22 protein-coding genes are annotated in these 24,386 nt (G+C 67.0%); 18 read left to right on the top strand and 4 right to left on the bottom strand.

Annotated features, from left to right (window positions below; translation table 11 throughout):
* Positions 1-18: 18 nt before the first annotated feature.
* From CXR42_RS14250 to CXR42_RS14185, 15 genes are all read left to right on the top strand, one after another.
* Complete coding sequence (locus tag CXR42_RS14250; RefSeq protein ID WP_103258298.1) at positions 19-1,032, top strand: BMP family protein; 1,014 nt, start codon at positions 19-21, stop codon at positions 1,030-1,032.
* Entirely contained in the window at positions 1,029-2,561 is a 1,533-nt protein-coding gene (locus CXR42_RS14245; protein ID WP_103258209.1) for an ABC transporter ATP-binding protein, read from the top strand. The genes CXR42_RS14250 and CXR42_RS14245 overlap by 4 nt, the downstream gene beginning before the upstream one ends.
* Positions 2,551-3,594: an ABC transporter permease gene (locus CXR42_RS14240; RefSeq protein ID WP_103258208.1), complete on the top strand. Its 1,044-nt coding sequence runs from the start codon at positions 2,551-2,553 to the stop codon at positions 3,592-3,594. The genes CXR42_RS14245 and CXR42_RS14240 overlap by 11 nt, the downstream gene beginning before the upstream one ends.
* On the top strand, positions 3,591-4,538 hold the full coding sequence (locus tag CXR42_RS14235) for an ABC transporter permease (protein WP_103258207.1): 948 nt from the start codon (positions 3,591-3,593) through the stop codon (positions 4,536-4,538). Before CXR42_RS14240 ends, CXR42_RS14235 begins: the two co-directional genes overlap by 4 nt.
* Complete coding sequence (locus CXR42_RS14230; RefSeq protein ID WP_103258206.1) at positions 4,538-5,806, top strand: amidohydrolase family protein; 1,269 nt, start codon at positions 4,538-4,540, stop codon at positions 5,804-5,806. The genes CXR42_RS14235 and CXR42_RS14230 overlap by 1 nt, the downstream gene beginning before the upstream one ends.
* Positions 5,807-6,106: 300 nt before the next feature.
* Complete coding sequence (locus CXR42_RS19655) at positions 6,107-8,332, top strand: serine/threonine-protein kinase (RefSeq protein ID WP_219727953.1); 2,226 nt, start codon at positions 6,107-6,109, stop codon at positions 8,330-8,332.
* 8 nt (positions 8,333-8,340) lie between these two features.
* The gene (locus tag CXR42_RS19600; RefSeq protein ID WP_180996069.1) at positions 8,341-8,505 is read left to right on the top strand and encodes a hypothetical protein; all 165 of its coding nucleotides are present in this window, start codon (positions 8,341-8,343) and stop codon (positions 8,503-8,505) included.
* Positions 8,506-8,573: 68 nt separating this feature from the next.
* Positions 8,574-9,686: a transporter substrate-binding domain-containing protein gene (locus tag CXR42_RS14220; RefSeq protein ID WP_103258205.1), complete on the top strand. Its 1,113-nt coding sequence runs from the start codon at positions 8,574-8,576 to the stop codon at positions 9,684-9,686.
* Positions 9,687-9,930: 244 nt separating this feature from the next.
* Positions 9,931-11,025: a LysM peptidoglycan-binding domain-containing protein gene (locus CXR42_RS14215; protein WP_103258204.1), complete on the top strand. Its 1,095-nt coding sequence runs from the start codon at positions 9,931-9,933 to the stop codon at positions 11,023-11,025.
* Between the two features lie 97 nt (positions 11,026-11,122).
* Positions 11,123-11,974 (top strand): MurR/RpiR family transcriptional regulator, encoded by an 852-nt coding sequence (locus CXR42_RS14210; protein ID WP_245875448.1) that lies wholly within the window; start codon positions 11,123-11,125, stop codon positions 11,972-11,974.
* 66 nt (positions 11,975-12,040) lie between these two features.
* Positions 12,041-13,948 carry a bifunctional 5-dehydro-2-deoxygluconokinase/5-dehydro-2-deoxyphosphogluconate aldolase gene (locus CXR42_RS14205; protein WP_103258203.1) on the top strand — a complete coding sequence of 636 codons (1,908 nt, stop codon included), beginning with the start codon at positions 12,041-12,043 and terminating at the stop codon, positions 13,946-13,948.
* A complete protein-coding gene (gene iolD, locus CXR42_RS14200; RefSeq protein WP_103258202.1) occupies positions 13,945-15,771 on the top strand; it encodes a 3D-(3,5/4)-trihydroxycyclohexane-1,2-dione acylhydrolase (decyclizing) in 1,827 nt (608 codons plus the stop codon). The genes CXR42_RS14205 and iolD overlap by 4 nt, the downstream gene beginning before the upstream one ends.
* A 10-nt stretch (positions 15,772-15,781) precedes the next feature.
* Positions 15,782-16,693, top strand: a complete 912-nt coding sequence (iolE, locus tag CXR42_RS14195) for a myo-inosose-2 dehydratase (protein WP_103258201.1) — start codon at positions 15,782-15,784, stop codon at positions 16,691-16,693.
* Between the two features lie 10 nt (positions 16,694-16,703).
* On the top strand, positions 16,704-17,510 hold the full coding sequence (gene iolB / locus CXR42_RS14190) for a 5-deoxy-glucuronate isomerase (RefSeq protein ID WP_103258296.1): 807 nt from the start codon (positions 16,704-16,706) through the stop codon (positions 17,508-17,510).
* A gap of 146 nt (positions 17,511-17,656) precedes the next feature.
* Complete coding sequence (locus CXR42_RS14185; RefSeq protein WP_103258200.1) at positions 17,657-18,304, top strand: YiiX/YebB-like N1pC/P60 family cysteine hydrolase; 648 nt, start codon at positions 17,657-17,659, stop codon at positions 18,302-18,304.
* Here the strand turns inward: CXR42_RS14185 and CXR42_RS14180 are convergent.
* The 4 genes from CXR42_RS14180 to CXR42_RS14165 form a co-directional block, all read right to left on the bottom strand.
* A complete protein-coding gene (locus CXR42_RS14180) occupies positions 18,301-19,080 on the bottom strand; it encodes an ABC transporter permease (RefSeq protein WP_103258199.1) in 780 nt (259 codons plus the stop codon). The genes CXR42_RS14185 and CXR42_RS14180 overlap by 4 nt on opposite strands.
* Entirely contained in the window at positions 19,077-19,808 is a 732-nt protein-coding gene (locus tag CXR42_RS14175) for an ABC transporter permease (RefSeq protein ID WP_103258198.1), read from the bottom strand. Before CXR42_RS14175 ends, CXR42_RS14180 begins: the two co-directional genes overlap by 4 nt.
* 184 nt (positions 19,809-19,992) lie before the next feature.
* Positions 19,993-20,760, bottom strand: coding sequence for a transporter substrate-binding domain-containing protein (locus tag CXR42_RS14170; protein ID WP_103258197.1), 768 nt, complete (start codon positions 20,758-20,760; stop codon positions 19,993-19,995).
* Between the two features lie 31 nt (positions 20,761-20,791).
* Positions 20,792-21,559: an ABC transporter ATP-binding protein gene (locus tag CXR42_RS14165; RefSeq protein ID WP_103258196.1), complete on the bottom strand. Its 768-nt coding sequence runs from the start codon at positions 21,557-21,559 to the stop codon at positions 20,792-20,794.
* 127 nt (positions 21,560-21,686) lie between these two features.
* Between CXR42_RS14165 and surE the strand changes: the two genes are divergently transcribed.
* Genes surE through CXR42_RS14150 form a run of 3 tightly spaced genes read left to right on the top strand, consistent with a single transcriptional unit; the run spans position 21,687 to position 24,352 of the window.
* The gene (gene surE / locus CXR42_RS14160; RefSeq protein WP_103258195.1) at positions 21,687-22,472 is read left to right on the top strand and encodes a 5'/3'-nucleotidase SurE; all 786 of its coding nucleotides are present in this window, start codon (positions 21,687-21,689) and stop codon (positions 22,470-22,472) included.
* Positions 22,469-23,140, top strand: coding sequence for a protein-L-isoaspartate(D-aspartate) O-methyltransferase (locus tag CXR42_RS14155; protein ID WP_103258194.1), 672 nt, complete (start codon positions 22,469-22,471; stop codon positions 23,138-23,140). The genes surE and CXR42_RS14155 overlap by 4 nt, the downstream gene beginning before the upstream one ends.
* Before the next feature lie 51 nt (positions 23,141-23,191).
* Positions 23,192-24,352 carry a peptidoglycan DD-metalloendopeptidase family protein gene (locus CXR42_RS14150; protein ID WP_103258193.1) on the top strand — a complete coding sequence of 387 codons (1,161 nt, stop codon included), beginning with the start codon at positions 23,192-23,194 and terminating at the stop codon, positions 24,350-24,352.
* Positions 24,353-24,386 lie beyond the last annotated feature (34 nt).

Genomic DNA, 24,386 nt, shown 5'->3' with positions numbered 1-24,386 from the left:
ACAGGGATGGGTGACAGCATGACGGACGGACGCTTCACGACCTCGCGGCGCGGGGTTCTTCTTGGCGGCGCGGCGGCGCTGGTCGCGGCGCACCTGCCGCGCGGCGCTTTCGCGCAGGAGACGCTGAAGATGGCGGGCATCTACACGGTGCCGGTCGAACAGCAATGGGTCAGCCGCATCCACATCGCGGCCGAGGCGCTGAAGGCTGCGGGGACGGTGGACTACACCTACACCGAGAACGTCGCGAACACCGACTATCCCCGCGTGATGCGCGAATACTGCGAGGCGGGCGTCAAGCTGATCGTGGGCGAAATCTTCGGGGCCGAGGCCGAAGCGCGCGAGGTTTGCGCCGAATACCCGGATGTGGCCTTCCTGCTTGGCTCCAGCTTCCCGCCGGATGCGGCGGCGAACCCGAACCTGGCGGTTTTTGACAACTACATCCAGGACGCGGCCTATCTGTCCGGGATCGTCGCGGGCGGCATGACGGCGGGCAATATCGGCATGGTCGGCGGCTTCCCGATCCCCGAAGTGAACCGCCTGATGAACGCCTTCATGGCCGGCGTGCGCGAGGTGAAGCCGGACGCCAAGTTCCAGGTCAGCTTCATCGGGTCGTGGTTCGATCCGCCGAAAGCCAAGGAAACCGCCTTTGCGATGATCGATGGCGGGGCCGACCTGATGTATGCTGAACGTTTCGGCGTGTCCGACGCGGCGAAGCAACGCGGCGTGCTGGCGATCGGCAACGTGATCGACACCCAGCCGGATTATCCCGAAACGGTCGTGACCTCGGCCCTGTGGCACTTTGAGCCGACGCTGAACGCCGCCGTGGCCGCGATCCAGGCGGGCAGCTTCAAGGCCGACAACTATGGGGTCTATTCCTACATGAACGCGGGCGGCTGCTCGCTGGCACCCTTGGGCACGTTCGAGGGCAAGGTTCCGGCCGAAGTGATGGCTTTGGTCGCCGAGAAAGAGGCCGCCATCAAGGACGGCAGCTTTACCGTGACCATCGACGACAACGAGCCGAAATCGTCGTGAGCGCAGGACAGGAGGCGGAGGTCGTCCTCCGCCTCGACCGCATTTCGAAAAGCTTTGGCGCGCTGAAGGCCAACGACGCGGTCTCGCTGACCCTGCGGCGCGGCGAGGTCGTGGCGCTGCTGGGGGAGAACGGCGCGGGCAAGACGACGCTGATGAACATCCTTTTCGGTCACTATGTGGCTGATGAGGGAGAGGTTCAGGTGTTTGGCCAACCCCTGCCACCCGGCAACCCGCGTGCCGCCCTGGCGGCGGGGGTGGGGATGGTCCACCAGCATTTCACACTGGCGGGCAACCTGACGGTGCTGGACAACATCCGCCTGGGGACCGAGGGGCTGTGGTCCCGCTCACACAGCGGGGCGCGGGACAAGGTGGAACGCCTGTCGCGCGACTTTGGGCTGGCGGTGCATCCCGATGCCAAGGTCGGCCGCCTGTCGGTTGGCGAACGCCAGCGGGTCGAGATCCTGAAGGCGCTGTATCGCGACGCCCGCATCCTGATCCTGGACGAACCGACGGCGGTGCTGACGCCGCAGGAATCCGATGCGCTGTTCGCCACGCTGCGGAAGGCGACGGCGCTGGGGCTGTCGGTGATCTTCATCAGCCACAAGCTGCACGAGGTCATGGCCATCGCCGACCGCTGCGTGGTGCTGCGGCATGGGCGCGTGGTGGGCGAGGTGGATACGCAGACCACCGACAAGGGCGCGCTGGCGGCCCTGATGGTGGGGGGAGAGCTGTCCCTGCCCCGAGCCGAGGCTCGGGTTGCCGGGCCGGTGCTGATGCGGTTGGACGGGGTCTCGACGCCCGACCGGGGGGCAGCCCCCGGATTGAAGGCGGTGACGCTGGACTTGCGGGCGGGACAGATCACCGGGCTGGCCGGCGTTTCGGGCAACGGGCAGGCGGCGCTGGCCGAGATTGTCGGCGGGTTGGCCCTGCCGGCGTCTGGGCGGATCGTGCTGAAGGACACGCCAGTCACGCGCTGGTCGCCGGGCGAAGCCTTGGCCCGGGGCGTGGCGCGGATACCCGAGGACCGGCACCACCAGGGCAGCATCGCCGATTTCGACCTGACCGAGAACGCGGTGCTGGAGGGGTATCGCACCCGGTTTTCCCGGCGCGGCTGGATGAACTGGCGCGCGGCGCGGGCCTTCGCGGAAGGGATCATCAAGGGCTATGACGTGCGCTGTCCGGGACCGGATACGCGCATACGGCTGCTTTCGGGCGGGAACATGCAGAAGCTGATCCTGGGCCGCGCGATGGCCCCAGGCCCCGAGGTCATCCTGGCGAACCAGCCGGTGCGGGGTCTGGACGTGGGCGCGATTGCCTATGTGCAATCGCAGCTGATCGCGGCGCGGGACCGGGGGGCGGCGGTGCTGCTGATCTCGGAAGACCTGGACGAAATCATGGGGCTGTCGGATGTCATTCATGTGATGTCTCAAGGCCGGTTGTCGCCCGGGTTCACGCGGGGGACGATGACGGCGGCGGAGTTGGGCCTATGGATGGCCGGCCAGAAGTTCGGGGACGCGGATGCGGCTTGAACCCATCGCCAACCCCTCGCCCGCGCGCCGACTGGGCCTGCCGGCGCTGGCGCTGGTCGCCACCCTGGGGGTCGCGATGCTGCTGGCATTGGTCGCCGGCGCGAACCCCTTTGCGATCCTTGGCCAGATCGCCACCGGCGCGCTGGGGTCGAAGCTGGCGATCCTGGAGACCTTGAACCGCGCGACGCCGCTGATCTTCACCGGGCTGGCGATTGCCGTCGCCTTCCGGGCGAAGCTTTGGAACATCGGCGCCGAGGCGCAGCTATACGCGGGGGCCATCATGGCCGTCGTGCTGGGGACCGGGGCGCTGGGGAGCCCCTTGGTCCTGCCAGTGTCCGCCCTGGCCGCAATGCTGGCCGGGGCGGCGCTGCTGCTGGGGCCGGTCCTGCTGAAAACGCGGCTGGGGGTGGACGAGGTCGTCACCACGCTCCTGCTGAACTTCATCATGCTGCTGTTCGTCAGCTACCTTCTGGAAGGCCCGATGAAGGACCCGATGGGCATGGGCTGGCCGAAATCGACTCCGCTGATCCCAGAGGCCCGCCTGCCCCGCCTCGTCGAGGGCTTGCGCCTGCACTGGGGCTTTGCGCTGGCGATCATCGCGGCGGTTATCGTCTGGGTGATCCAGACGCGAACCACGCTGGGCTTCGAGATCCGCGCCGTGGGCCAGAACCCGGAAGCGGCGCGCTTCGCCGGGATGCCGGTGAACGCGGTCATGGTAAAAACGGCGCTATTGTCCGGGGGCCTGGCCGCGCTGGCGGGGTGGTCCGAGGTCGCGGGGCTGAAGGGGCATCTGTCGTCGGACCTGTCGCCCGGCTTTGGTTACACCGGGATCATCGTGGCGATGCTGGCCTTGCTGCATCCCTTGGGGGTCGTCGTGACGGCGATCTTCGTGGCCGGCATCTTCGTGGGGTCCGACGCGATGAGCCGGGCGGCAGGGGTGCCGACCTATATCGCCGACATGCTGCTGGCGACGGCGCTTCTGTTCATGGTGCTGGCAATCCTTCTGACCAAGGTGCGGGTGGTGCGGGGATGAGCGAGATCGTCGATATCCTGATCTCGGCCAGCTTCTGGGCCGCCGTCATCCGCATCGCCTCGCCGTTGATCCTGGCGACGATGGGGGAGTTGATCTGCGAGCGCGCCGGGGTGCTGAACCTGGGGATCGAGGGGATCATGGTCATCGGCGCCTTTACCGGCTGGATGGCGGTCTATCAGGGGATGCCGCTCTGGGGCGGGGTCGCGGTGGCGATGGGGGCGGGCATGCTGTTCGGGCTTCTCCACGCCACCCTGACGGTGCCCTTCGGCCTGTCGCAGCATGTCGTGGGGCTGGGGGTGACGCTGTTTGCCACGGCCTCGGCCTCGTTCGCCTATCGCCTGATGCTGCCCGAAGTGACCAGCCCGCCAAAGATCGAGCCGTTTCAGCCGCTGGAGATCCCGGTCCTGGGCGACCTGCCCTGGCTGGGCGAGGCGCTGTTCTCGCAGACGGCGCTGACCTGGGCGGCCTTTGCGGTGGCGGGCTTGGTCGCCTTCACGCTTTATCGCACGCCGCTGGGACTGGCCGTGCGAGCGGTTGGGGAAAACCCGGCGGCGGTCGAGGCGCAGGGGCTGTCGGTCACCGGCTTGCGGATGGGCGCGGTGATTGTCGGATCGGGCCTGATGGCGGTGGGGGGTGCGTTCCTGACGCTGTCGGCCTTCTCCAGCTTCTTCTTCGAGATGGTGAACGGCCGCGGCTGGATCTGCGTGGCGCTGGTGGTGTTCGGGGCGTGGAAACCGGGAAAGGCCGTCCTCGGCGCGATCCTGTTTGCCGCCTTTGACGCCTTGCAGATCCGGTTGCAGCAGACGGACCTGGGCGCGGTCCTGCCTTATCAGTTGTTCCTCGCCCTGCCCTTCATCCTGTCGATCCTGGCGCTAATCCTGATGTCGCGCCGGGCCGAAGTCCCGGCCGCCCTGATGGTGCCCTACAACAAGGGGGAACGCTGATGTTCGATCTTCTGGTCAAGGGCGGCACGCTGCCCGATGGGACGGTGGCCGATATCGGCATCACCGGCGACCGGATCGCCGCCGTGGGCCGGCTGGAGGCCGAAGCCGCAAGGGTGATCGACGCGACCGGCGACCTTGTGGCCCCGCCTTTCGTCGATCCGCATTTCCACATGGATGCGACGCTGAGCTATGGCCTGCCACGGGTGAACGCCTCGGGCACGCTGCTGGAGGGGATCAGCCTCTGGGGCGAACTGCGCGAGATCGCGACGGTAGAAGAGATGATCGACCGCGCCGTCACCTATTGCGACTGGGCGGTCAGCATGGGGTTGCTCGCCATACGCACCCATGTCGACACCACGCCCGACCACCTGCGCGGGGTCGAGGCGATGCTGGAGGTGAAGGCCCGCGTGGCCCCGTATCTGGACTTGCAGCTGGTCGCCTTCCCGCAGGACGGGCTTTACCGGACCAAGACCGGACGACAGAACGTGCTGCGCGCGCTGGACATGGGCGTGGATGTGGTGGGCGGCATCCCGCATTTCGAACGCACGATGGAGGAAGGGGCGGAAAGCCTTCGCGACCTGGCCCGTATCGCGGCGGAACGCGGGCTGATGTGGGACGTCCATTGCGACGAGACCGACGATCCGATGTCGCGCCACGTCGAAACCATGGCGCGCGAGGTGACGCGGCACGGGCTCGGCGGACGCGCGGCGGGCAGCCACCTGACCAGCATGCACTCGATGGACAACTACTATGTGTCCAAACTGCTGCCGCTGATCGCCGAGTCAGGCATGACCGCGATCCCGAACCCGCTGATCAACATCACCCTGCAGGGCCGCCACGATACCTATCCCAAGCGGCGGGGCCTTACCCGGGTGAAGGAAATGCAGGCGATGGGCATCCCTGTCGGCTGGGGGCAGGACTGCGTGCTGGACCCCTGGTACAGCCTTGGCACCGCAGACATGCTGGACGTGGCCTTCATGGGCCTGCATGTCGCGCAGATGACCCACCCGGCGGAAATGGCGCGCTGCTTCACCATGGTGACCGAGACCAATGCCCGGATCATGGGTCTGGCCGACTATGGCCTGCGCCCCGGCTGCATCGCCAGCCTGGTGGTCCTGGACGCTGGCACCCCGGTCGAGGCCCTGCGCCTGCGGCCGGACCGGCTGGCCGTAGTCTCCAAGGGCAAACTGGTGGCCCAGCGGCAGCGCAATGGTGCGCAGCTGGCGCTGCCGGGACGACCGCAAACGGTGCGCCGGCGCCTGGGTTAACGGATTGTCGCCCCCCGGGAAATGCTGACCCAAGGCGGGAATCGCCTTGGCCGGTCGTCCCCACCGCGCAAAGCCCTGCCCGTTCTGCCGGCATTCCCGGCCAAACCCGGAACAATCCGGGCCAACCGGCCGGCAACCTTCAAGATTCCACCGCACCGCCCCATTTTCGCCCCGTTCCACAACCTACGATCGCCCTGTGTATTGGTGCGCTTGCGTGGACGATTGCCTGCCGACCGGGTGCAATGCCCCGAGAGTTCGGCGCTTTTTCGGGTTTTGAAACGTCGCTGAAAGGGGAACAACATGCAGCAGCCAAAAGCTGTCGAGGCTCCGAAACCGGAGCTTGAGGACCTCGTCGACGAGTTGCAGCCCGGCACCAAGCTACTGAAGGGCCAGTACACGATCACCCGCTTCCTTAACAGCGGCGGGTTCGGGATCACCTATCTGGCCAAGGACAGCCTGGATCGCGACGTGGTGATCAAGGAATGTTTCCCGGCCGCCTTCTGCCGCCGCTCGAAGGCCTTGGTCGCGGCCCGGTCCCGTGCGCATACGGCCGAGTTGCGGTCGGTCGTGCAGTTGTTCGTCAAAGAGGCGCGCAATCTGGCCAAGATCGTCCACCCGAACATCGTCGCCGTCCACCAGGTGTTCGAGGATAACGGCACCGCCTATATGGCGATCGATTACATCGACGGGATGGACCTCCAGCAGATCATCGACGGCTACGGTCCGGTCCCCTCGCCGTCCGAGATCGTCGTCATTACCGAAAAGCTGCTGACCGCCATCGGCTTTGTCCATGAAAAGGACATGCTGCACCGCGACATCTCGCCCGACAACGTGCTTTTGTCCAAGGGCGGAGAGCCGGTGCTGATCGACTTCGGCGCCGCGCGGGAACAGGCCAGCCAGAAAAGCCGCGCCATGTCGGCGCTGCGCGTGGTCAAGGACGGCTACTCGCCGCAGGAATTCTATATCGCCGGGTCCGAGCAGGGCCCGTGGAGCGATCTTTATGCGCTTGGCGCGACGCTGTACCACCTGATCTCGGGCGAGGCGCCGGTGAACGGGCAGGCCCGTCTGGCGGCGCTGGCGGATGAAAAGCCCGATCCCTACCTGGCACTCGCCGGTCGGTTCCAGGGGTATCCGCCCGGCTTCCTGGAGGCGATTGACCGCGCGCTGAACACGCTGCCAAAGCAGCGGGTGCAATCGGCCAAGGAATGGCTGTTGATGTTCCGCCGCGCGGTCCCGGCCGCCCAACCCGCGCCGCGCGATCCGACGGCGGATGCGGTGCACCGGATGGTGGTCGACTTCGGGCAGGACGGCGACACCACCCCCGCCACGGCAGAGCCGAAGGCGGTTGCCGCCCAGCCGCCGGTCGAGAGCTTTGGCACCCCGCCCAGCCTGCCGCGCCAGGTCTCGGTCCGCCCGACCGCCGCTCCGGTCGCCGCTGCGCCCGCCAAGGCCGGTAGCAGCCCGGTGCAGGTTGTCGCCGGTGTCTCGGTGGCGCTGGTCGTGATGCTGGGCGCCTATATCCTGTTCCTTGGCGGCGACGATCCCGCCGCTGCGCCAGCCGCAACCGTTGCGGCCAGCGCTCCGGCCTCGGCGACGGCGACGGATGCCGCCACGGCGCAAGCCGCCGCCACCCAGGCCGCTGCAGTCAGTGCCGCGCCTGCACCCGAGCCTGCCGCCCCGGCTGCCCAGCCGGCGGCCGAGCCTGCTGCAACGGAAACCGCCGCTGCCGCGCCGGAAGCCGCCGCCGCTGCCCCCGCCGCCACAGCCGAAGCCCCCGCCCCCGTCGAGGCGCCCGCCCTGGGCGAGGCTGAGACCCAGCTTCTGGCCGAAGCCGGCGGAGTCACCCTGGACGAAGCCGCAGCCCTTGAGGCCGAGCTTGCCCCGGAAGCCGCCGCCGAACCGCTGGCCGCGCCCGAAGGCGCGCCGCTGCCGAACCAGGTCGTGTTCTCGGTCTGGGATGTGCAGATGCCCTTCGACACCAACAGCCGCATCGTGGGCAACGAGCGTGTGGCCGTGATCTCACGGCTGGAGCGCGGCGTTGACATCGACCTGGCCGGCCCTTGGATCCTGCCCGGCACCCGGCTTTATGCGGTGAACGGCGTTCCGATCAGCGACAGCAGCGACTTCGCCGGTGCAGTCCTGAACTCGCTGCACGTCGACCCCGATGGCCGCGCCCGCGTCGTGGTGGACTATGCCGCCCCCGGGGCCGACCGCCAGACCGGCCTTTTGACCGTGACCGCCGTGCGGCTGGTCAGCCTGGCCAACGGCGTCAGCTTCGCGATCTCGCATCTTGAGGACGGCTGGAAAACCGTCGTCACGTCGGTCGAGCGTCCGTCCGAGACCGACCTGCAACCTGGCGACGTGCTGTTCCGTGAAAAGTCCACCGACATGCTTCTGGACCAGTCCGGCTCGCTGGATGCCATGCTGAAGGCCCTGACCGACAAGGGCGAAGCGGTGGTGACCCTGTCGGTCGTGCGCAACAACCAGGTCGCCGGCGCGTCGATGCGTCTGGCCGTGGAACGGTGAGGCGTCCGATGCTGTCGCGCAAGCCCCGCCGTGCCGCCGACCCTGCCCCGGTCACGATCGAACTGGACGAACCCGCCGACCTGCCGTCCGCCCACGCGCTGGACGATCTGGTCGCCGCCCTTGACCGCGCGGTGCTTCGCTTGGCCCGCAGCACGCAAGAGGGGGCGCGCTGACCGCGCGCACCCGACCCTCCCGCCGAATTGACGGCCCGATGCGACAGCCGCAAGGAGTAGACTCTGCCATGAATACCGCAAAGATGCTGGCCCTGGGGTGCACGGCGCTGACCTTGACCGGCGGATCGGCGCTGGCGCAGGACTGCGGCGTGCATGTCGTCACCGCCGGCGACAACCTGCGCTACATCGCGCGTGACGCTTACGGCGACGCCGACCTGTACCGCCTGATCTACGAGGCCAACGTCGACAAGATCGGCCCGAAGGCCGACCATATCGAGATCGGCATGGAACTGCGCCTGCCCTGCGCCGACGGCCAGACCGCAGAAGCCGCAGCCCCGGCAGTCGTCCAGTCGGTAGCCGCCGAGCCAGCCGCCGCCGAGGCCGTCGCTACGGCCCCCGAACCAACCGCCCCCGCCCCTGCCGCCGAACCGCAGATGGCCGTGCGCATTGTCACCGGCAACAACTTCGCGCCCTATGTCGACGAAGCCCTGCCCGGCGGCGGCATGTTCACCCAGCTGGTCGAGATGGCCATGTTCCGCGCCGACCCGGGCCTGCCCTACAACATGACGTTCGTCAACGACTGGCAGGCACATCTGGATGCGCTTTTGCCCTCGCTGGCCTATGATCTGAGCTTCCCCTGGATTCGCCCGGATTGCGAAACTCCAGCCACTCTGACCGCAAGCGATTTGTCCCGCTGCGAGAATTTCGAGTTCTCGGCGCCTTTCGTGGAAATCGTCGACGGCTTTTTCGCACTGCGCGACAGCGAATTGATCGCTGCGACCAAGTACTCCGACCTGCTGGGCAAGCGGATTTGCCGGCCCGAGGGCTATACCTCCAGCCTGCTCGAAGCCAATGGGCTGACCACCGACCAGATTCAGCTGACCCGCCCCGAGCGGTCGATCGACTGCTTCGAGGCGCTGGTTGCCGGACAGGTCGATCTCGTCTCGATCGACGCCAAGGTCGGCGATTCGCTGATCGCGCAGCTTGGCGTCGTGAAACTTGTCGAACAAAATCCGCATCTTGCGAATCTGACTAGCCTGCATGTCATCGCGCACAAGTCGAACCAGCGGGCCGTGGGGATGTTGGCGAAACTGGATGAGGGCATCGTCGAGATGTACGAATCCGGCGAATGGTACGAGATCGTCTCGACCGCGCTGACCCGCGACATGCGGGACCAGTGACCAGGCCAGCCGCCGCAACGCAGAAGCCCGAGCGGGCCACAGCGCAATTGCAGCTGGCCCGTCTCATCTATCGGACCAATTCGCCACATCACAATCGCATTGCATTGCGATTTGCGACAGTGAATCCACCGAATTGCCTTAATCGTGCCACTTCGCCACGGCTTTCTTGATCCTGTAGAGTGAATTGTTTCGTAATCGTGTCCACCAGATCCCTCCGCAAATGCCGACAAGAGGACCAGTCGAAATGAATCGTGCAACCATCAAGTCCCGTTCCGTCGCCCTTGCGGCGTTGATGCTGGCGGTGCCCGGTGTCGCTGCGGCCCAGGAAGCCTGCACCACCTACACGGTGCAGGATGGGGACACGCTGGGGTCGATCGCCCAGGCGGCCTACGGCTCGTATGACTACCAGATGATCTTCAACGCCAACCGCGATGCGCTGGCGTCGAACCCGAACAACCTGCCGCCGGGTCTCCAGCTGATCCTGCCCTGCGAGGATGGTCGCCTGACCGCCGACAGCGAACTCAGCTCCATCATCGCGGCCGAGACCGAGCGTCAGGAGTCCAACTCCAGCCGCAGTGCGACCTACGAGCCGCCGCTGAAATTCATCAGCTCGAACAACTGGATGCCCTTCACCGACGAAAGCCTGACCGGCGGCGGGATCTTCGTGCGCATGGCCACCACGGCGATGCAGCGCGGCGGCAACGACCGAGGCTACGAAGTCAGCTATGTCGATGACTGGATGTCGCACATCGACGTGTTGCTGCCCACCGGCGCCTTTGACGTGTCCATCGCCTGGGAAGCGCCGGACTGCTCGAAGCTGGATCTCCTGGGCGAATTCTCGGTCCGCATGTGCACCGAGTTCGACTTCTCGCTGCCGATCTACGAGACGGCTTATGCGTTCAACACCCTGGTCGACAGCAAATACGCCAGCGCCCGCTCCTTCGGCGACTATGCCGGCGCGCGGATCTGCCGGCCCGAGGCCTGGCCGATCAGCGATCTGGAAGTGCAGGGCCTGGTCGAGCCGCTTGTGACCTATACCCACCCGAAGAATCCGCAGGACTGCGCGCAGATGCTGATCAACGGCGAGGTCGACCTCTATTCGATCGAGGCCGAGACCGCGTCGAGCAACTTTGCCGAACTGGGGGCGACCGACCGCGTGGTGCCGAACCCGGCGCTGGCGACCTTCATCACCTACCACTTCCTGACCTCGAAAAGCAATCCGCGCGGCCGGGTCTACATCGCGATGCTGAACCGCGGCATCACCGAAATGCGCGAGTCTGGCGAATGGTACGACATCGTCGCCACGGGCCTTGCAGAATACAACAAGCTCAGCCAGTAACCCTTTCTGGCATGAGCGAAGCCCCGTGCCGCAAGGCGCGGGGCTTTTGTCTGCGCGGCACTCAGACCTTGGAACATTCATTCCATGTGCTATGCTGATGCCCACAACCGCGCAGGATGCCATGCCCCAGGACAGCCCCCGCCCGCCACCGCCACCCTCGGTTGCGGCATTTCGTGAGCGGCTTGCATCGCTTGACGGCAACCTGCCCCGTCGCCTGCAGCAATGCGCCGATCACCTGGCGCGGCACCCGGACCAGATCGCGCTTTCCACCGTCGCGCAGGTGGCGCAGGGGGCCGGGGTCCCCCCCTCGGCCATGATGCGCTTTTGTCAGGTGCTGGGCTTCTCCGGCTATGCCGAGATGCAGCGCCTGTTCCGGGACGCGCTGACGACCGCCCAGCCGGACTATGCCACGCGCCTTGCCAACCTGAAGGCCGGGGGCGCCGGCCAGCCCGCGACCCTGGTCGCCGAGTTCGTCGAAGCCGGCCGCCAGTCGATGGAGGCCCTGGCGCGCAATCTGGACGAAACCGCGTTGAATCAGGCGGTTGAGACGCTGGCCCGCGCCCGCACGATCCATCTGGCGGGCTTTCGCCGGTCGTTCCCCGTGGCATCCTACCTGGCCTATGTCTTTGACAAGCTGGGGGTTCCTGCCGTGCTGCACGACGGGGTGGCGGGCCTTGGCCACCGGTCGACCCTGCAGCCGACGGATGCGCTGCTGGCCATCACCTTCGCGCCCTATTCGGATGAGACCCTCGCGCTGGCCCGCGACGCCCGCAGTCGTGGCATGCCCGTGGTGTTCCTGACCGACCCGCCGGCGACAACCCTTGGCCCCCTGGGGGACACCATCCTCACCGTGACCGAAATCGACTTCGGTGCCTTCCGTTCGCTGTCGGCGGCGATTGCGCTGGCCCTGTCGCTGGCGGTCGCCGTGGCAGCCCGGCGTGAAACTTGATGCTTCCCTGCGAAGCGGAAATGGAATAAACGTTCCACCATCCATCCGACTCGCCAGGACTCTTCCATGACCCGCACGCTTGATGTCATCACCATCGGCCGCTCCTCGGTCGACCTTTATGGCGCCCAGGTCGGCGGCCGGCTGGAGGATATGGGGTCTTTCCAGAAGTATATCGGCGGCTCTCCTACCAACATGGCGGCCGGGACCGCGCGGCTGGGCCTGAAATCCGCCCTGATCACCCGCGTCGGCGACGAACACATGGGCCGCTTCATCCGCGAGGAACTGGCCAAGGAAGGCGTCGACGTGCGCGGGGTTCGCACCGACCCCGAACGTCTGACCGCGCTGGTCCTTCTGGGCATCCGCGACGACAAGCAGTTTCCGCTGATCTTCTACCGGGAAAACTGCGCCGACATGGCGCTCTGCGAGGATGACATCGACGAAGCCTTCATTGCCGAGGCGCGGTCGGTCGTCGCCACCGGCACCCACCTTTCGCACCCCAGGACCGAGGCTGCGGTGCTGAAGGCACTGACCCTGGCCCGCAAGCATGGCCTTCAGACCGCCCTCGACATCGACTATCGCCCGAACCTGTGGGGACTGGCGGGCCATGGCGACGGCGAGAGCCGGTTTATCGAGTCCGCGCAGGTCACCGCCAAGCTGCAATCGACGCTGCACTATTTCGACCTGATCGTCGGCACCGAGGAAGAGTTCCACATCGCCGGCGGCACCACTGACACCATCGCCGCCCTGCGCGCCGTCCGGGCCGTCTCCAACGCCACGCTTGTCTGCAAGCGCGGCCCGATGGGCGCGGTCGCCTTCACCGGCGCGATCCCGGACAGCCTTGACGATGGCGAGGCCGGCCCCGGCTTTCCGATCGAGGTGTTCAACGTCCTGGGCGCAGGCGACGGCTTCATGTCCGGCCTGCTGAAGGGCTGGCTGGATGGCGAACCCTGGCCGGTGGCGCTGAAATACGCCAATGCCTGCGGGGCCTTCGCCGTTTCCCGCCACGGCTGCACGCCCGCCTATCCCTCGTGGGAGGAGTTGCAGTTCTTCCTGAACCGTGGCGTCGTCACCCCTGCGCTGCGCAAGGATGCGGCGCTGGAACAGGTCCACTGGGCCACCAACCGCCACCGCGACTGGTCCACCATGCGGGTCTTTGCCTTCGACCACCGCATGCAGCTGGAACAGATGGAGGGCGCGACCCCGCAAAAGATCGGCGCGTTCAAGGAGCTGTGTCTGAAAGCGGCCTTGCAGGTCGCCAATGGCCAGCCCGGCTATGGCATCCTTTGCGACAGCCGCCTGGGCCGGGACGCCCTGTTCCAGGCAGCCGGCAGCGGCCTCTGGATCGGGCGCCCCGTCGAATGGCCCGGCTCGCGCCCGCTGACGCTGGAGCCGGAGCTTGGCCCCGACTTTGGCGGCTTGCAGGAATGGCCGCTGGAGCATGTGGTCAAGGTCCTGTGCTTTTATCACCCGGACGACGACGACGCGACCAAGGCCGCGCAAGAGGACACCGTTCGCCGCCTGTTCCACGCCTGCCGCCGCAACCGGCTGGAGATGCTGTTGGAGATCATCCCCTCAAAGGTCGGCCCCACCAACGACCAGACCAGCGCCGAAATCATCCAGCGGTTCTATGACCTTGGCGTCTACCCCGACTGGTGGAAGCTGGAGCCGTTCACAACCGAGGCCGCCTGGGACAATGCCTGCGCCGCGATCAACCGCAACGATCCGCACACGCGCGGTGTGGTCGTCCTTGGCCTTGATGCCAGCGAAGCGGCGCTTGCGACCTCGCTGGCCCTTGCGGCCCGGCAGCCGCTGGTGAAAGGCTTTGCCATCGGCCGCACGATCTTTGGCGACGCCGCCCGCGCATGGCTTAAGGGTCAGATGACCGACGCCGCCGCCGTTGAAATGATGTCAGACCGTTACGCGCGCCTTGCCGCCCTGTGGGACAGCAAGCGCGCAGAGGGAGCGAAGCAATGACCACCATCCGCCTTACCGCCGCCCAGGCCATGGTCCGCTGGCTGTCCGTCCAGCAGGCCGAGGATGGCAGCCGCTTCATCGAAGGCGTCTGGGCGATCTTTGGCCACGGCAACGTCGCCGGGATCGGCGAGGCGCTGCATGCCCACAAGGATGTCCTGCCGACCTACCGGGGCCAGAACGAACAGACCATGGCCCATGCCGCCATCGCCTATGCCAAGGCGAAACAGCGCCGGAACGCGATGGCCGTCACCTCCTCGATCGGGCCGGGGGCGACCAACATGGTCACCGCCGCCGCGCTGGCGCATGTGAACCGCCTGCCCGTCCTTTTCATCCCCGGCGACGTCTTCGCCAACCGCGCGCCGGACCCGGTCCTGCAACAGATCGAGGATTTCGACGACGCCACCGTTTCGGCGAACGACTGCTTCCGCCCGGTCGTGCGCTACTTCGACCGGATCAGCCGGCCCGAGCATATCCTGACCGCCCTGCCCCGCGCCCTGCGGGTGATGACCGACCCGGCCAACTGCGGCCCGGTCTGCCTGGCCTTCTGCCAGGACACCCAGGCCGAAGCTTACGATTACCCGGTGGAGTTCTTCGAGCCCCGCACCTGGCACATCCGCCGCCCCGAACCCGACCAGCGCGAGTTGGAGGCCGCCGTCGCCGCCATCAAGGGCGCCAAGACCCCGCTGATCGTGGCGGGGGGCGGTGTCCTTTACTCCGGCGCTGAACAGACGCTTCTGGACTTCGCCAAGGCACACAACATCCCGCTGGTGGAAACCCAGGCGGGCAAGGGTGCCGTCGACTGGGAGGAACCGCTGCACTTCGGCTCCCCGGGCGTCACCGGCACCGGCTGCGGCAATGAGCTGGCCGCCAAGGCCGACCTGGTGATCGGGGTCGGCACCCGGTTCCAGGATTTCACCACCGGCTCTTGGACCGTGTTCAGCGCACCGAACCGCAAGCTTCTGTCGATCAACATCCACGGTTTCGACGCCCACAAACGCGCGGCGCAACCGCTGGTTTCGGATGCGAAAGTTGCGCTTCAGAAAATCAGCGCCGCCCTTGGGCCACACCGCTGCGCCGACCCGGATTTCAGCGCCCGCGCAAAGTGGTTCGCCACCACAGACACGCTTTTCGCTGCGCCCAAGACGAATGAACTGCCGACCGACGCACAGGTGATCGGGGCGGTGGACCGCAACGCCGGCAAGCAAAGCCTGATCATGTGCGCCGCCGGCACCATGCCCGGCGCGCTGCACGTCCTCTGGCGGGCGGCACAGGGCGGCTACCACATGGAGTACGGATACTCCTGCATGGGGTATGAGATCGCCGGCGCCATGGGCATCAAGATGGCGCTGCCCCAGCGCGACGTGATCTGCATGGTCGGCGACGGCAGCTACATGATGGCGAACAGCGAACTCGCGACCGCCGTGATGATGGGCGTGCCCTTCACCGTGGTCCTGACCGACAACCGGGGCTACGGCTGCATCAATCGGCTGCAACAGGCCACCGGCGGCGCTCCGTTCAACAACCTTCTGCGCGACAGCTATCATGTGAATGAGGCGAACCTCGACTTCGTCGCCCATGCGCGGGCGATGGGGGCCAATGCGGTGAAGGTGGCCAGCATTCCGGAACTTGAGGCCGAGATGCAGCGTGCCAAGACCGCGACGATCCCCACTGTCATCGTGATCGACACCGATCCAGCGCCCGGAACCGGCGCCGGCGGGACATGGTGGGACGTGGCCGTCCCCGAGGTTTCGGACCGCAAGGAAGTGAACGAGGCCCGCAAGGGCTATGAAGCGGGCACCCGTGCCCAGTGGCTGTTGAATTGAGGACTGACGAATGAGCGTGAAGATCGGGATTTCTCCCATCTCCTGGCAGAACGATGACCTGCCGGACCTGACCGCCGCCTACACGATGGAGCAGGCCCTCAGCGAGGCGCGCGAAATCGGCTATACTGGCGTTGAGCGCGGCCGCCGGATGCCCGCCGACACCGAAGGGCTGCGGACCTATCTGAACGCCAACGGCCTGTCGCTGTGTGGCGGCTGGTGCTCGGGCAACCTTCTGGTCAACGACGTCCAGACCGAGATCGCGGCCGTCCGCCAGCAGGTCGAGCAGTTCGTGGCCCTCGGCGCGCCCTGCATCGTCTATGCCGAATGTTCGAACACGGTGCAGGGCAACATCGCGGTGCCGGTGAACAACCGCCCGAAATTCGCCGCCGCCGACGTGCGGGCCTATGGCGCGAAGTTGTCGGAACTGGCGAAGTGGATGGCCGATCAGGGCATGCCGCTGGCCTACCATCACCACATGGGGTCCTTCATCGAATCCGAGGATGACGTGAACGCGCTGATGGAAGGCTCAACGCCGAACGTGAAGCTTCTGTTCGACACCGGGCACCTCTTGTTCGGTGGGGCCGACGTGATGCGCGTCCTGAACACCTGGGCCGACCGGGTGCACCACGTCCACTTCAAGGACATCCGGCCCGAGGTGGTGAAGGATGTCCGCGCCAACAACCGCAGCTTCCTGGATGCCGTGATCGCCGGGGCCTTCACCGTGCCGGGCGACGGCTGCATCGACTTTCAGGCGGTGGCCGACAAGCTGAAAGCAATGGATTACAACGGCTGGATCGTGGTCGAGGCCGAGCAGGACCCGGCCAAGGCCCCGCCGTATGAGTATTCGAAACTTGGCTACGAGCACATCCTGAAGGTTTGCGCCCAGGCCGGCCTTCAGATCGACCACTCCCGCCCCGCCTGAGGACATGCCGATGCCCAACCTCCTCCGCCACCCCACCGGCACCCGCGGCAAGGTGCATGACATCACCGCCGAAAGTGCCGGCTGGGGCTATGTCGGCTTCTCGCTCTACCGGCTGGAACCGGGCGATGTGGCCGAGGAGGTGACCGGCGACCGCGAGGTGATCCTGGTGATCGTCGAGGGCAAGGCGCTGGTGGAGGCCGCCGGCCAGGCCTGGGGCGAAATGGGCAACCGGATGGACGTCTTTGAAAAGACCCCGCCGCATTGCCTGTATGTGCCGAACGGCAGCCAGTGGAAGGCCACCGCCACCACCGCCTGCACCATCGGTGTCTGCACGGCCCCCGGCAAGGGCGGCCATGCGGCGCAACGGCTGGGGCCGGAGGGGATCGAACTGACCCCGCGCGGCAAGGGCACCAACACCCGCCATGTGAACAACATCGCGATGGAGGGCCGCGAGGTGGCGGACAGCCTTCTGGTGACCGAGGTCTTTACCCCGGCCGGGCACTGGTCCAGCTACCCCAGCCACCGGCATGACGAGGACGACTTCCCCCGCATGACCTATCTGGAAGAGACCTATTATCACCGCCTGAACCCCGACCAAGGCTTCGGCATCCAGCGGGTCTATACCGAGGACGGGTCGCTGGATCAGACGATGGCCGTCAAGTCCCACGATGTCGTGCTGGTCCCGAAGGGGCACCATCCCTGCGGCGCGCCTTATGGGTATGAGATGTATTATCTGAACGTGATGGCCGGGCCGCTGCGGAAGTGGCGCTTCCAGAACGACCCCGACCACGACTGGATTGCCCAGCGGGACGCCTGATCCTTGTCCACGCGGGACAAAAGAAAAGGTTCGGTTTTTCAAACCCTTGCCTGCGGACGTTCAGCTTCTCTTAACCTGTTGCAACCCCTCTGGCCGCTCCTGCCGCCTGCCCCTATGCTGAGCATCCCATACCCAAGGGCCCCCGCATGAAGCTGCTGCGCGCCGCACTGCTTGCACTGACCGGCCCCGCCCTAGCCCAGGACCTGCCGCCCCTGCAACGCGGTGACCTTGTGTTCCAGACCTCCGGGTCCAGCCAGTCCACCGCGATCCTGCAGGCCACCGGCAGCCCCTATACCCATGTCGGCATCCTGGACTTCGACGCCTCGGGAGCGCCCGTGGTGCTGGAGGCGATCGCCACCACCCGTGCCACGCCGCTGGAGGACTGGATTGACCGGGGCCAGGGGCGCGACCTGGCGATCTACCGGCTGGAGGGCCTGACCGACCCCGACGCGCGCAGGGTCACCCAGGCCGCCCGCCGCCAGTTCGGCAAGCCCTACGATCCCTGGTTCCACGCCTCCGACACCGCGCTGTACTGCAGCGAGCTGGTGCGGATTGCCTTTCAGGACGGGCTGGGGCTCACCCTTGGCCGCACCGACCGCCTGGGCGATCTGAACCTTGGATCGGACGCAGCACTGGCGCTGATCCAGGACCGCTGGCCTACCCATCCCGCCTGCGACAAGGGCCAGGCGGCCGACGCTCAGGACTGCCTGACCCGCATCCTGGAGGAACCCATCGTCACCCCCCGCGCCGTGGCCGAGGATGCGCGCCTGACCCTGGTCCATTCGACCTATTAGGCCACGCGCTGCGGCACCCGGCCCTCGAACCAGCGGAAGATCAGCACGATCACCCCGGTGATCGCCATATAGACCACCGCCAGCAGCATCAGCGGCTCATAGGTGATGAGGGTTTCGGACCGCACCCGACTGGCCACGGCATAGATGTCGACGACCGTGATCATCGCCACCAGCGGCGTCGCCTTCAGCTGCAACACCGTCTCGCCCCCCAGGGTCGGCAAGACGCGCTGCAGGGCCTGCGGCAACCAGATCCGGCGAAAGATCGTCAGGCGCGGCATTCCCATCGCCCGGGCGGCTTCCAGTTGGCCATGCGGCACGGCCTTGAAGGCGCCGCGCATCACCTCGCCCTCATAGCCCGCGACCGACAGCGACAGGCCCAGAATCGCGTAATACCAGGCGTCGCGCAGGATCGGCCAGGCCCAACTTTCGCGGAGGCCGGGGATACCCGGAAACAGGCTGCCGATCCCGTAGTACAGCAGGAACAGTTGCAGGAGGAGCGGCGTCCCCCGGATCACCGAACAGAAGGCGCGCGCCGGCATCGCCAGCCACCACGGCCCCACCGCCTGCGCCAGCCCCAGGGGAATCGCCAGCGCCATGCCGATGGCCATGGTCAGCACCAGCAGGATCAGCGTGTTGCCGATGCCCCGGACGATCAGCGCCTGATACTTCGGATTGGCCAGCCAGTCCCAGCGGCCATAGATCGCGACCAGCGCGACGATGGCCAGCGCGATGGCCAGCATCACCAGACGACGCGGGATCAGCAACGACCTGATCATCCCGACACCGGCCTTTGCCCGCGCCGCGCCCGCCGCTCGGCCCAGGCGAACAGGACCGAGGACAGGATCGAGACGCCCAGATACAGCACCCCGGCAGCGGCGTAGAAGGTAAAGAAGGCCTTGGTGGTGCTGGCCGCCTGCCGCGTGGCCTGCGTCAGCTCGGCAAAACCCACCACGGCCAGAAGGGCGGTGTCCTTGGTCGCGATCAGCCACAGGTTCGCCAGCCCGGGCAGCGCAAGTGCCAGCATAAGCGGCAGCGTCACCCGCCGCGCCAAAAGGAACGGCGACATGCCCATCGCCCGCGCGGCCTCGATCTGTCCCGAGGGCACGGCCAGAATGGCCCCGCGCAAGACCTCGGTCGCATAGGCGCCCTGCACCACGCCAAGGACCAGCACCCCGGCCACCACGCCGGAAATCTGCATCTTCTCGCGCCCAAGCGCGACCAGCAGCTGGTTCGCCGCATCGGTGACGGCGAAATACAGGATCAGGATCAGGATCAGCTCCGGCACCGCGCGAACCACGGTGGTATAGATCGCCAGCAGATCCTTCGTGACCGGCCCGCCATACAGCTTGCCATAGGCCCCCAGGATGCCGATCCCCAGACCCAGCGCAAAGGCCCCGGCCGCGATCAGCACGGAATGCCACAGCCCCCACAGAAGCGTCGCCCCCCAGCCCGGCGGGTTCAGCGCCAGCAGGTCCAGCGTCGAGGCCAGCAGCGCACCACTCATCAAACCTGCACGACCCTTGACATTTTCTGTCCCCAAATATCCCCGCCGGAGGCCGCCCGAGCCGTTGCGCGTCCTTCACGCGCAAAAGGCGAGACAAAAGGCTTGCGCCGCAAGGCGCTCAATATGACAGGCGTCCCGACCCGCGATGGGGCCGGGCCGCCGGGTGCTGCCTTACGGCCAGCGATCATTCGCCGTAGATCGACGAGGCGAAATAGCCCGCGGTGATCTTGTCATAGGTCCCGTCCTCGCGGATCTTGGCGATCCCGGCGTTGAACTTGGCCTTCAGCTCATCCTCGCCCTGGCGCAGGCCGACGCCGACGCCCAGGCCCAGCACTTCCGGGTCATCGGCCACGGCACCCGCGATCTCGCAGCAGGCCGCCCCGCTTTCCGAGGCGATGAAGGCGTCCAGCGCGATGCTGTCGGCCTGGGTCGCATCGATCCGGCCGGCGGCAAGGTCCTGGTTCGCTTCGTCCTGGGTCTGGTAGACCTTCACCTCGGCTGCGGTGCCGGCGAAATGCTTGTTCACATAGGCTTCGTGGATCGTCGCCACCTGGACGCCGATGATCTTGCCCGCCAGCCCTTCGGCGGTCGGCGCGATGCCCGCGCCCTTGGCGGTCGCGATCACGGTGGGGGTGTTATAGTACTTGTCCGAAAAGTCGATGGTCTGCATCCGCTCAGGCGTGATCGACATGGAGGCCATGATCGCATCGATCTGGCCGGCGGTCAGGGCGGGGATGATGCCGTCCCAGGCGACCGGGGTGATGACGCACTGCATCTCGGCGGCGGCGCAGACGGCGTTGATGATCTCGACCTCCCAGCCGACCCAGTTGCCGGCGGCATCGGGGCTGGCGAAGGGCGGATAGGGTTCGGCGGCGATGCCGACCTTGACCTCTTGCGCAGCGACGGGCGCGGCCATCAGCATCAGGGCTGCGGCGAGGGATTTGAGTTTCATGGATCTCTCCTTGCTGGTTGGTTCCGTCTGTTCAGGCGACGGATTTGAGAAACTGTTTCAGCCGGTCGGACTTTGGCGCGCCGAACAGCTGGTCGGGCGGGCCTTCTTCCTCGATCCGGCCATTGTGCAGATAGATGACGTGGCTGGCCACCTCGCGGGCGAATTTCATCTCATGCGTGACCAGGATCATCGTGCGCCCCTCATCGGCCAGGGCGCGGATCACTTGCAGCACTTCGCCCACCAGTTCGGGGTCCAGGGCACTGGTCGGCTCGTCAAAGAGCATGGCCTTCGGCTCCATGCACAAGGCCCGGGCGATGGCGGCCCGCTGCTGCTGGCCGCCGGACATGAAGGCGGGATAGGCGCCCTCCTTCTCGGCCAGGCCGACCCGGGCCAAAAGCTTGCGCGCCCGCGCCACCGCCTGGTCCTTCGGCAGTTTCAGCACATGGACCGGCACCTCGATCAGGTTTTCCAGCACCGTGCGGTGGGTCCAGAGGTTGAAGTTCTGGAACACCATTCCCAGCGACTGGCGAATCCGCTCGATCTGGCGGCGGTCCGATGGCGTGCCGTCCGCCCGCATCGACACCGGCTCTCCCGCCACCGCGATTCCACCAGAACTTGGCGTCTCCAGAAAGTTGATGCAGCGCAGCATGGTGGACTTGCCCGAGCCCGACCCACCGATGATCGCGACCACATCGCCCTCGCGCGCGGTCAGCGACACGCCCTTCAGCACCTCATGCGTGCCAAAGCTTTTGTGAAGGTCGTGGACCCGTATCGCCTCTGGCCTGTCCGTCGTCGTCATGCGCCCCCCGGTTCTTGTTATCTGACCGTGCAACAGCGCGGCTTGCAAGCCTTTCCTTGGGAGAAGGGCATCGCGCCTTGAAGGGCCGGGACGGGTCGTCTAATCAGGGGACGGACACGGGGGACCCATGCGCATCCTGATCACCAACGACGACGGCATCAACGCGCCGGGGCTTGAGGTCCTGACCGAAATCGCCACCGCCATCGCGGGGCCCGAGGGTGAGGTCTGGACCGTCGCCCCCGCGTTCGAGCAGTCGGGCGTCGGCCATTGCATCAGCTACACCCACCCGATGATGATCGCCGAACTGGCGCCACGACGCTTTGCCGCCGAGGGCAGCCCGGCCGATTGCGTGCTGGCCGCGATCTATGACGTGCTGGACGGCGCCAAGCCGGATCTGGTGCTGTCCGGCGTCAACCGGGGCAACAACGCGGCCGAGAACGTGCTGTATTCCGGCACCATCGGCGGGGCGATGGAGGCGGCGCTGCAGGGCATCCCGGCCATCGCGCTGTCGCAGTTCTTCGGGCCGGAAAACGTCCGGCTGGCCGATCCTTTCGAAAGCGCGCGGGTGCATGGGCCGGCCGTCGTGCGGGCGCTGCTGGACAAGGGGTTGTGGACGCAGGACGATTACCGCGTCTTTTACAACGTCAACTTTCCGCCCCTGCCCGCCGCCGCCACCCTGGGCAGCAAGGTCGCACCGCAGGGCTTCCGCCGCGACACCGCCTTTTCGGTCGAGCCGCATATCTCGCCCTCGGGCAAGCGGTTCCTGTGGATCAAGGGCGGCCCGCAGCAGACACCGACCCTGCCCGGCAGCGATGCGGCGGTGAACCTGGACGGCTATGTCTCGATCACTCCGATGCGCGCCGACCTGACCGCGCATGACCTGCTGGCCGATCTTGAGGCGCGGCTGGCATGACGGGCGGACCGGAGGACCCCTTCGCCTCCGAAGAGCTTGCCGAACGCAAGATGCGCTTTCTCTTTGCCCTCCGCTCGCGCGGCGTGACCGATGCCCGGGTCCTGACCGCGATGGAAAAGGTCGACCGCGGCCTTTTCGTGCGCGGCATCTTCGCCGACCGCGCCTATGAGGACATGCCCCTGCCCATCGCTTGCGGCCAGACGATCAGCCAGCCCTCGGTCGTCGGCCTGATGACCCAGGCCTTGCAGGTTTCCGCGCGGGATACGGTGCTGGAGGTGGGCACCGGTTCGGGCTACCAGGCCGCGATCCTGGCGCAGCTGGCGCGGCGGGTCTACACCGTGGACCGCTACCGCCGACTGGTGCGCGAGGCGGCCGACCTGTTCCGCCAACTGGACATCACCAACATCACCACGATCACCGCCGACGGCTCGCACGGGTTGCCCGAACAGGGGCCCTTCGACCGCATCCTGGTGACCGCCGCCGCCGAGGACCCGCCCGGGCCGCTGCTGGAGCAGTTGAAGCCCGGCGGGATCATGGTTCTGCCGGTCGGGCAGTCCGATGCGGTGCAAAGCCTGATCAAGGTCACCCGCAGCTCACGCGGGTTTGATTACGAGGAACTTCGCCCAGTGCGCTTTGTTCCTCTGGTGGAAGGGCTGGGGTCCGAGTAGATTCGGACGCAGAACCGGGCCAACCCGGTCGGGCGTGACATGAGGCGGGTAATGCGGATTTCCTTTGGCAGACTGCGGATTCTCGGGCTGGGGGCCAGCCTTCTGGCGCTGACGGCCTGCATGGACACCGGCAACCTGGATTGGGATTTCCGGGCCGGGGGGGGCGATACCTCGGACGCGGCGCGGCAGGCCACGGCGGCAGCGCCGACGGCGGATGCCAATGGCGTCCTGTCCTATCCCGACTATCAGCTGGCCAAGGCCCGGCGCGGCGATACGGTCGCCTCGATGGCCGGGCGGCTGGGGCTGAATGCCAACCAGCTGGCCCAGGCGAACGCGCTGCGTCCGACCGATCCCCTGCGCGAGGGCGAGTTGCTGCTGCTTCCCGCCCGCGTCTCGGCCACTCCGCAGCCCGCCGTGGTAGCGGGGGGCACCGGGCCGGTGGACATCACCTCGATCGCGACCACGGCGCTGGACAATGCCGGGCCCACCCCGGTCGCAGCTTCGCCGGCGGCGTCAAAGCCGGTCGCGGGCCAGCCCCTGACCCACCGCGTCGCACGGGGCGAGACCGCCTTCACCATCGCGCGGACCTACAACGTCTCGGCCAAGGCGCTGGCGGACTGGAACCAGCTTGGCGCCGACATGGCCGTGCGCGAGGGGCAGACCCTGATCATTCCGATCGCCACCGCCCCGGCGCCGAACCCCGAACCCGTCCCCACGCCCCCCGGCGCCGGCAGCCCCACGCCCGAGCCGCCCTCGGCCGCGAAACCCCTGCCGGATGAAAAGCCCGAGGTTGCGGCGGCCAAGCCCAAGGCCACCCCGCCCTCGCCCGACCTGGGCGACCAGGCGACGGCGGCCTCGGCGGCCAAGATGGTGATGCCGGTGTCCGGCAAGATCATCCGCAGCTACGACCGCAAGACCAACCAGGGCATCGACATCGCCGCCGCTCCGGGCACGCCGGTCAAGGCGGCGGATGCCGGGACGGTGCAGGTGATTTCGGCCGACACCAACGGCAAGGGCATCGTGATCCTGCGCCACGCCAACAACCTGCTGACGGTCTATGTCGGTGTGGGCGGGGTGAAGGTGAAGAAGGGCGACAAGGTCTCCCGTGGCCAGTCGATCGGCACGGTGGCGGCGGGCGACCCGGCCTTCCTGCACTTTGAGGTGCGCAACACGTCGAAGGAAAGCTTCGACCCGATGACCTATCTGCAGTAACGGGCGCCGGGTGCGCGTCCAGCGCACCCTCCCC

The organism is Tabrizicola aquatica (assembly GCF_002900975.1).
GTDB classification, from domain to species: domain Bacteria; phylum Pseudomonadota; class Alphaproteobacteria; order Rhodobacterales; family Rhodobacteraceae; genus Tabrizicola; species Tabrizicola aquatica.
This window is presented reverse-complemented; position numbering and strand designations above follow the sequence as displayed.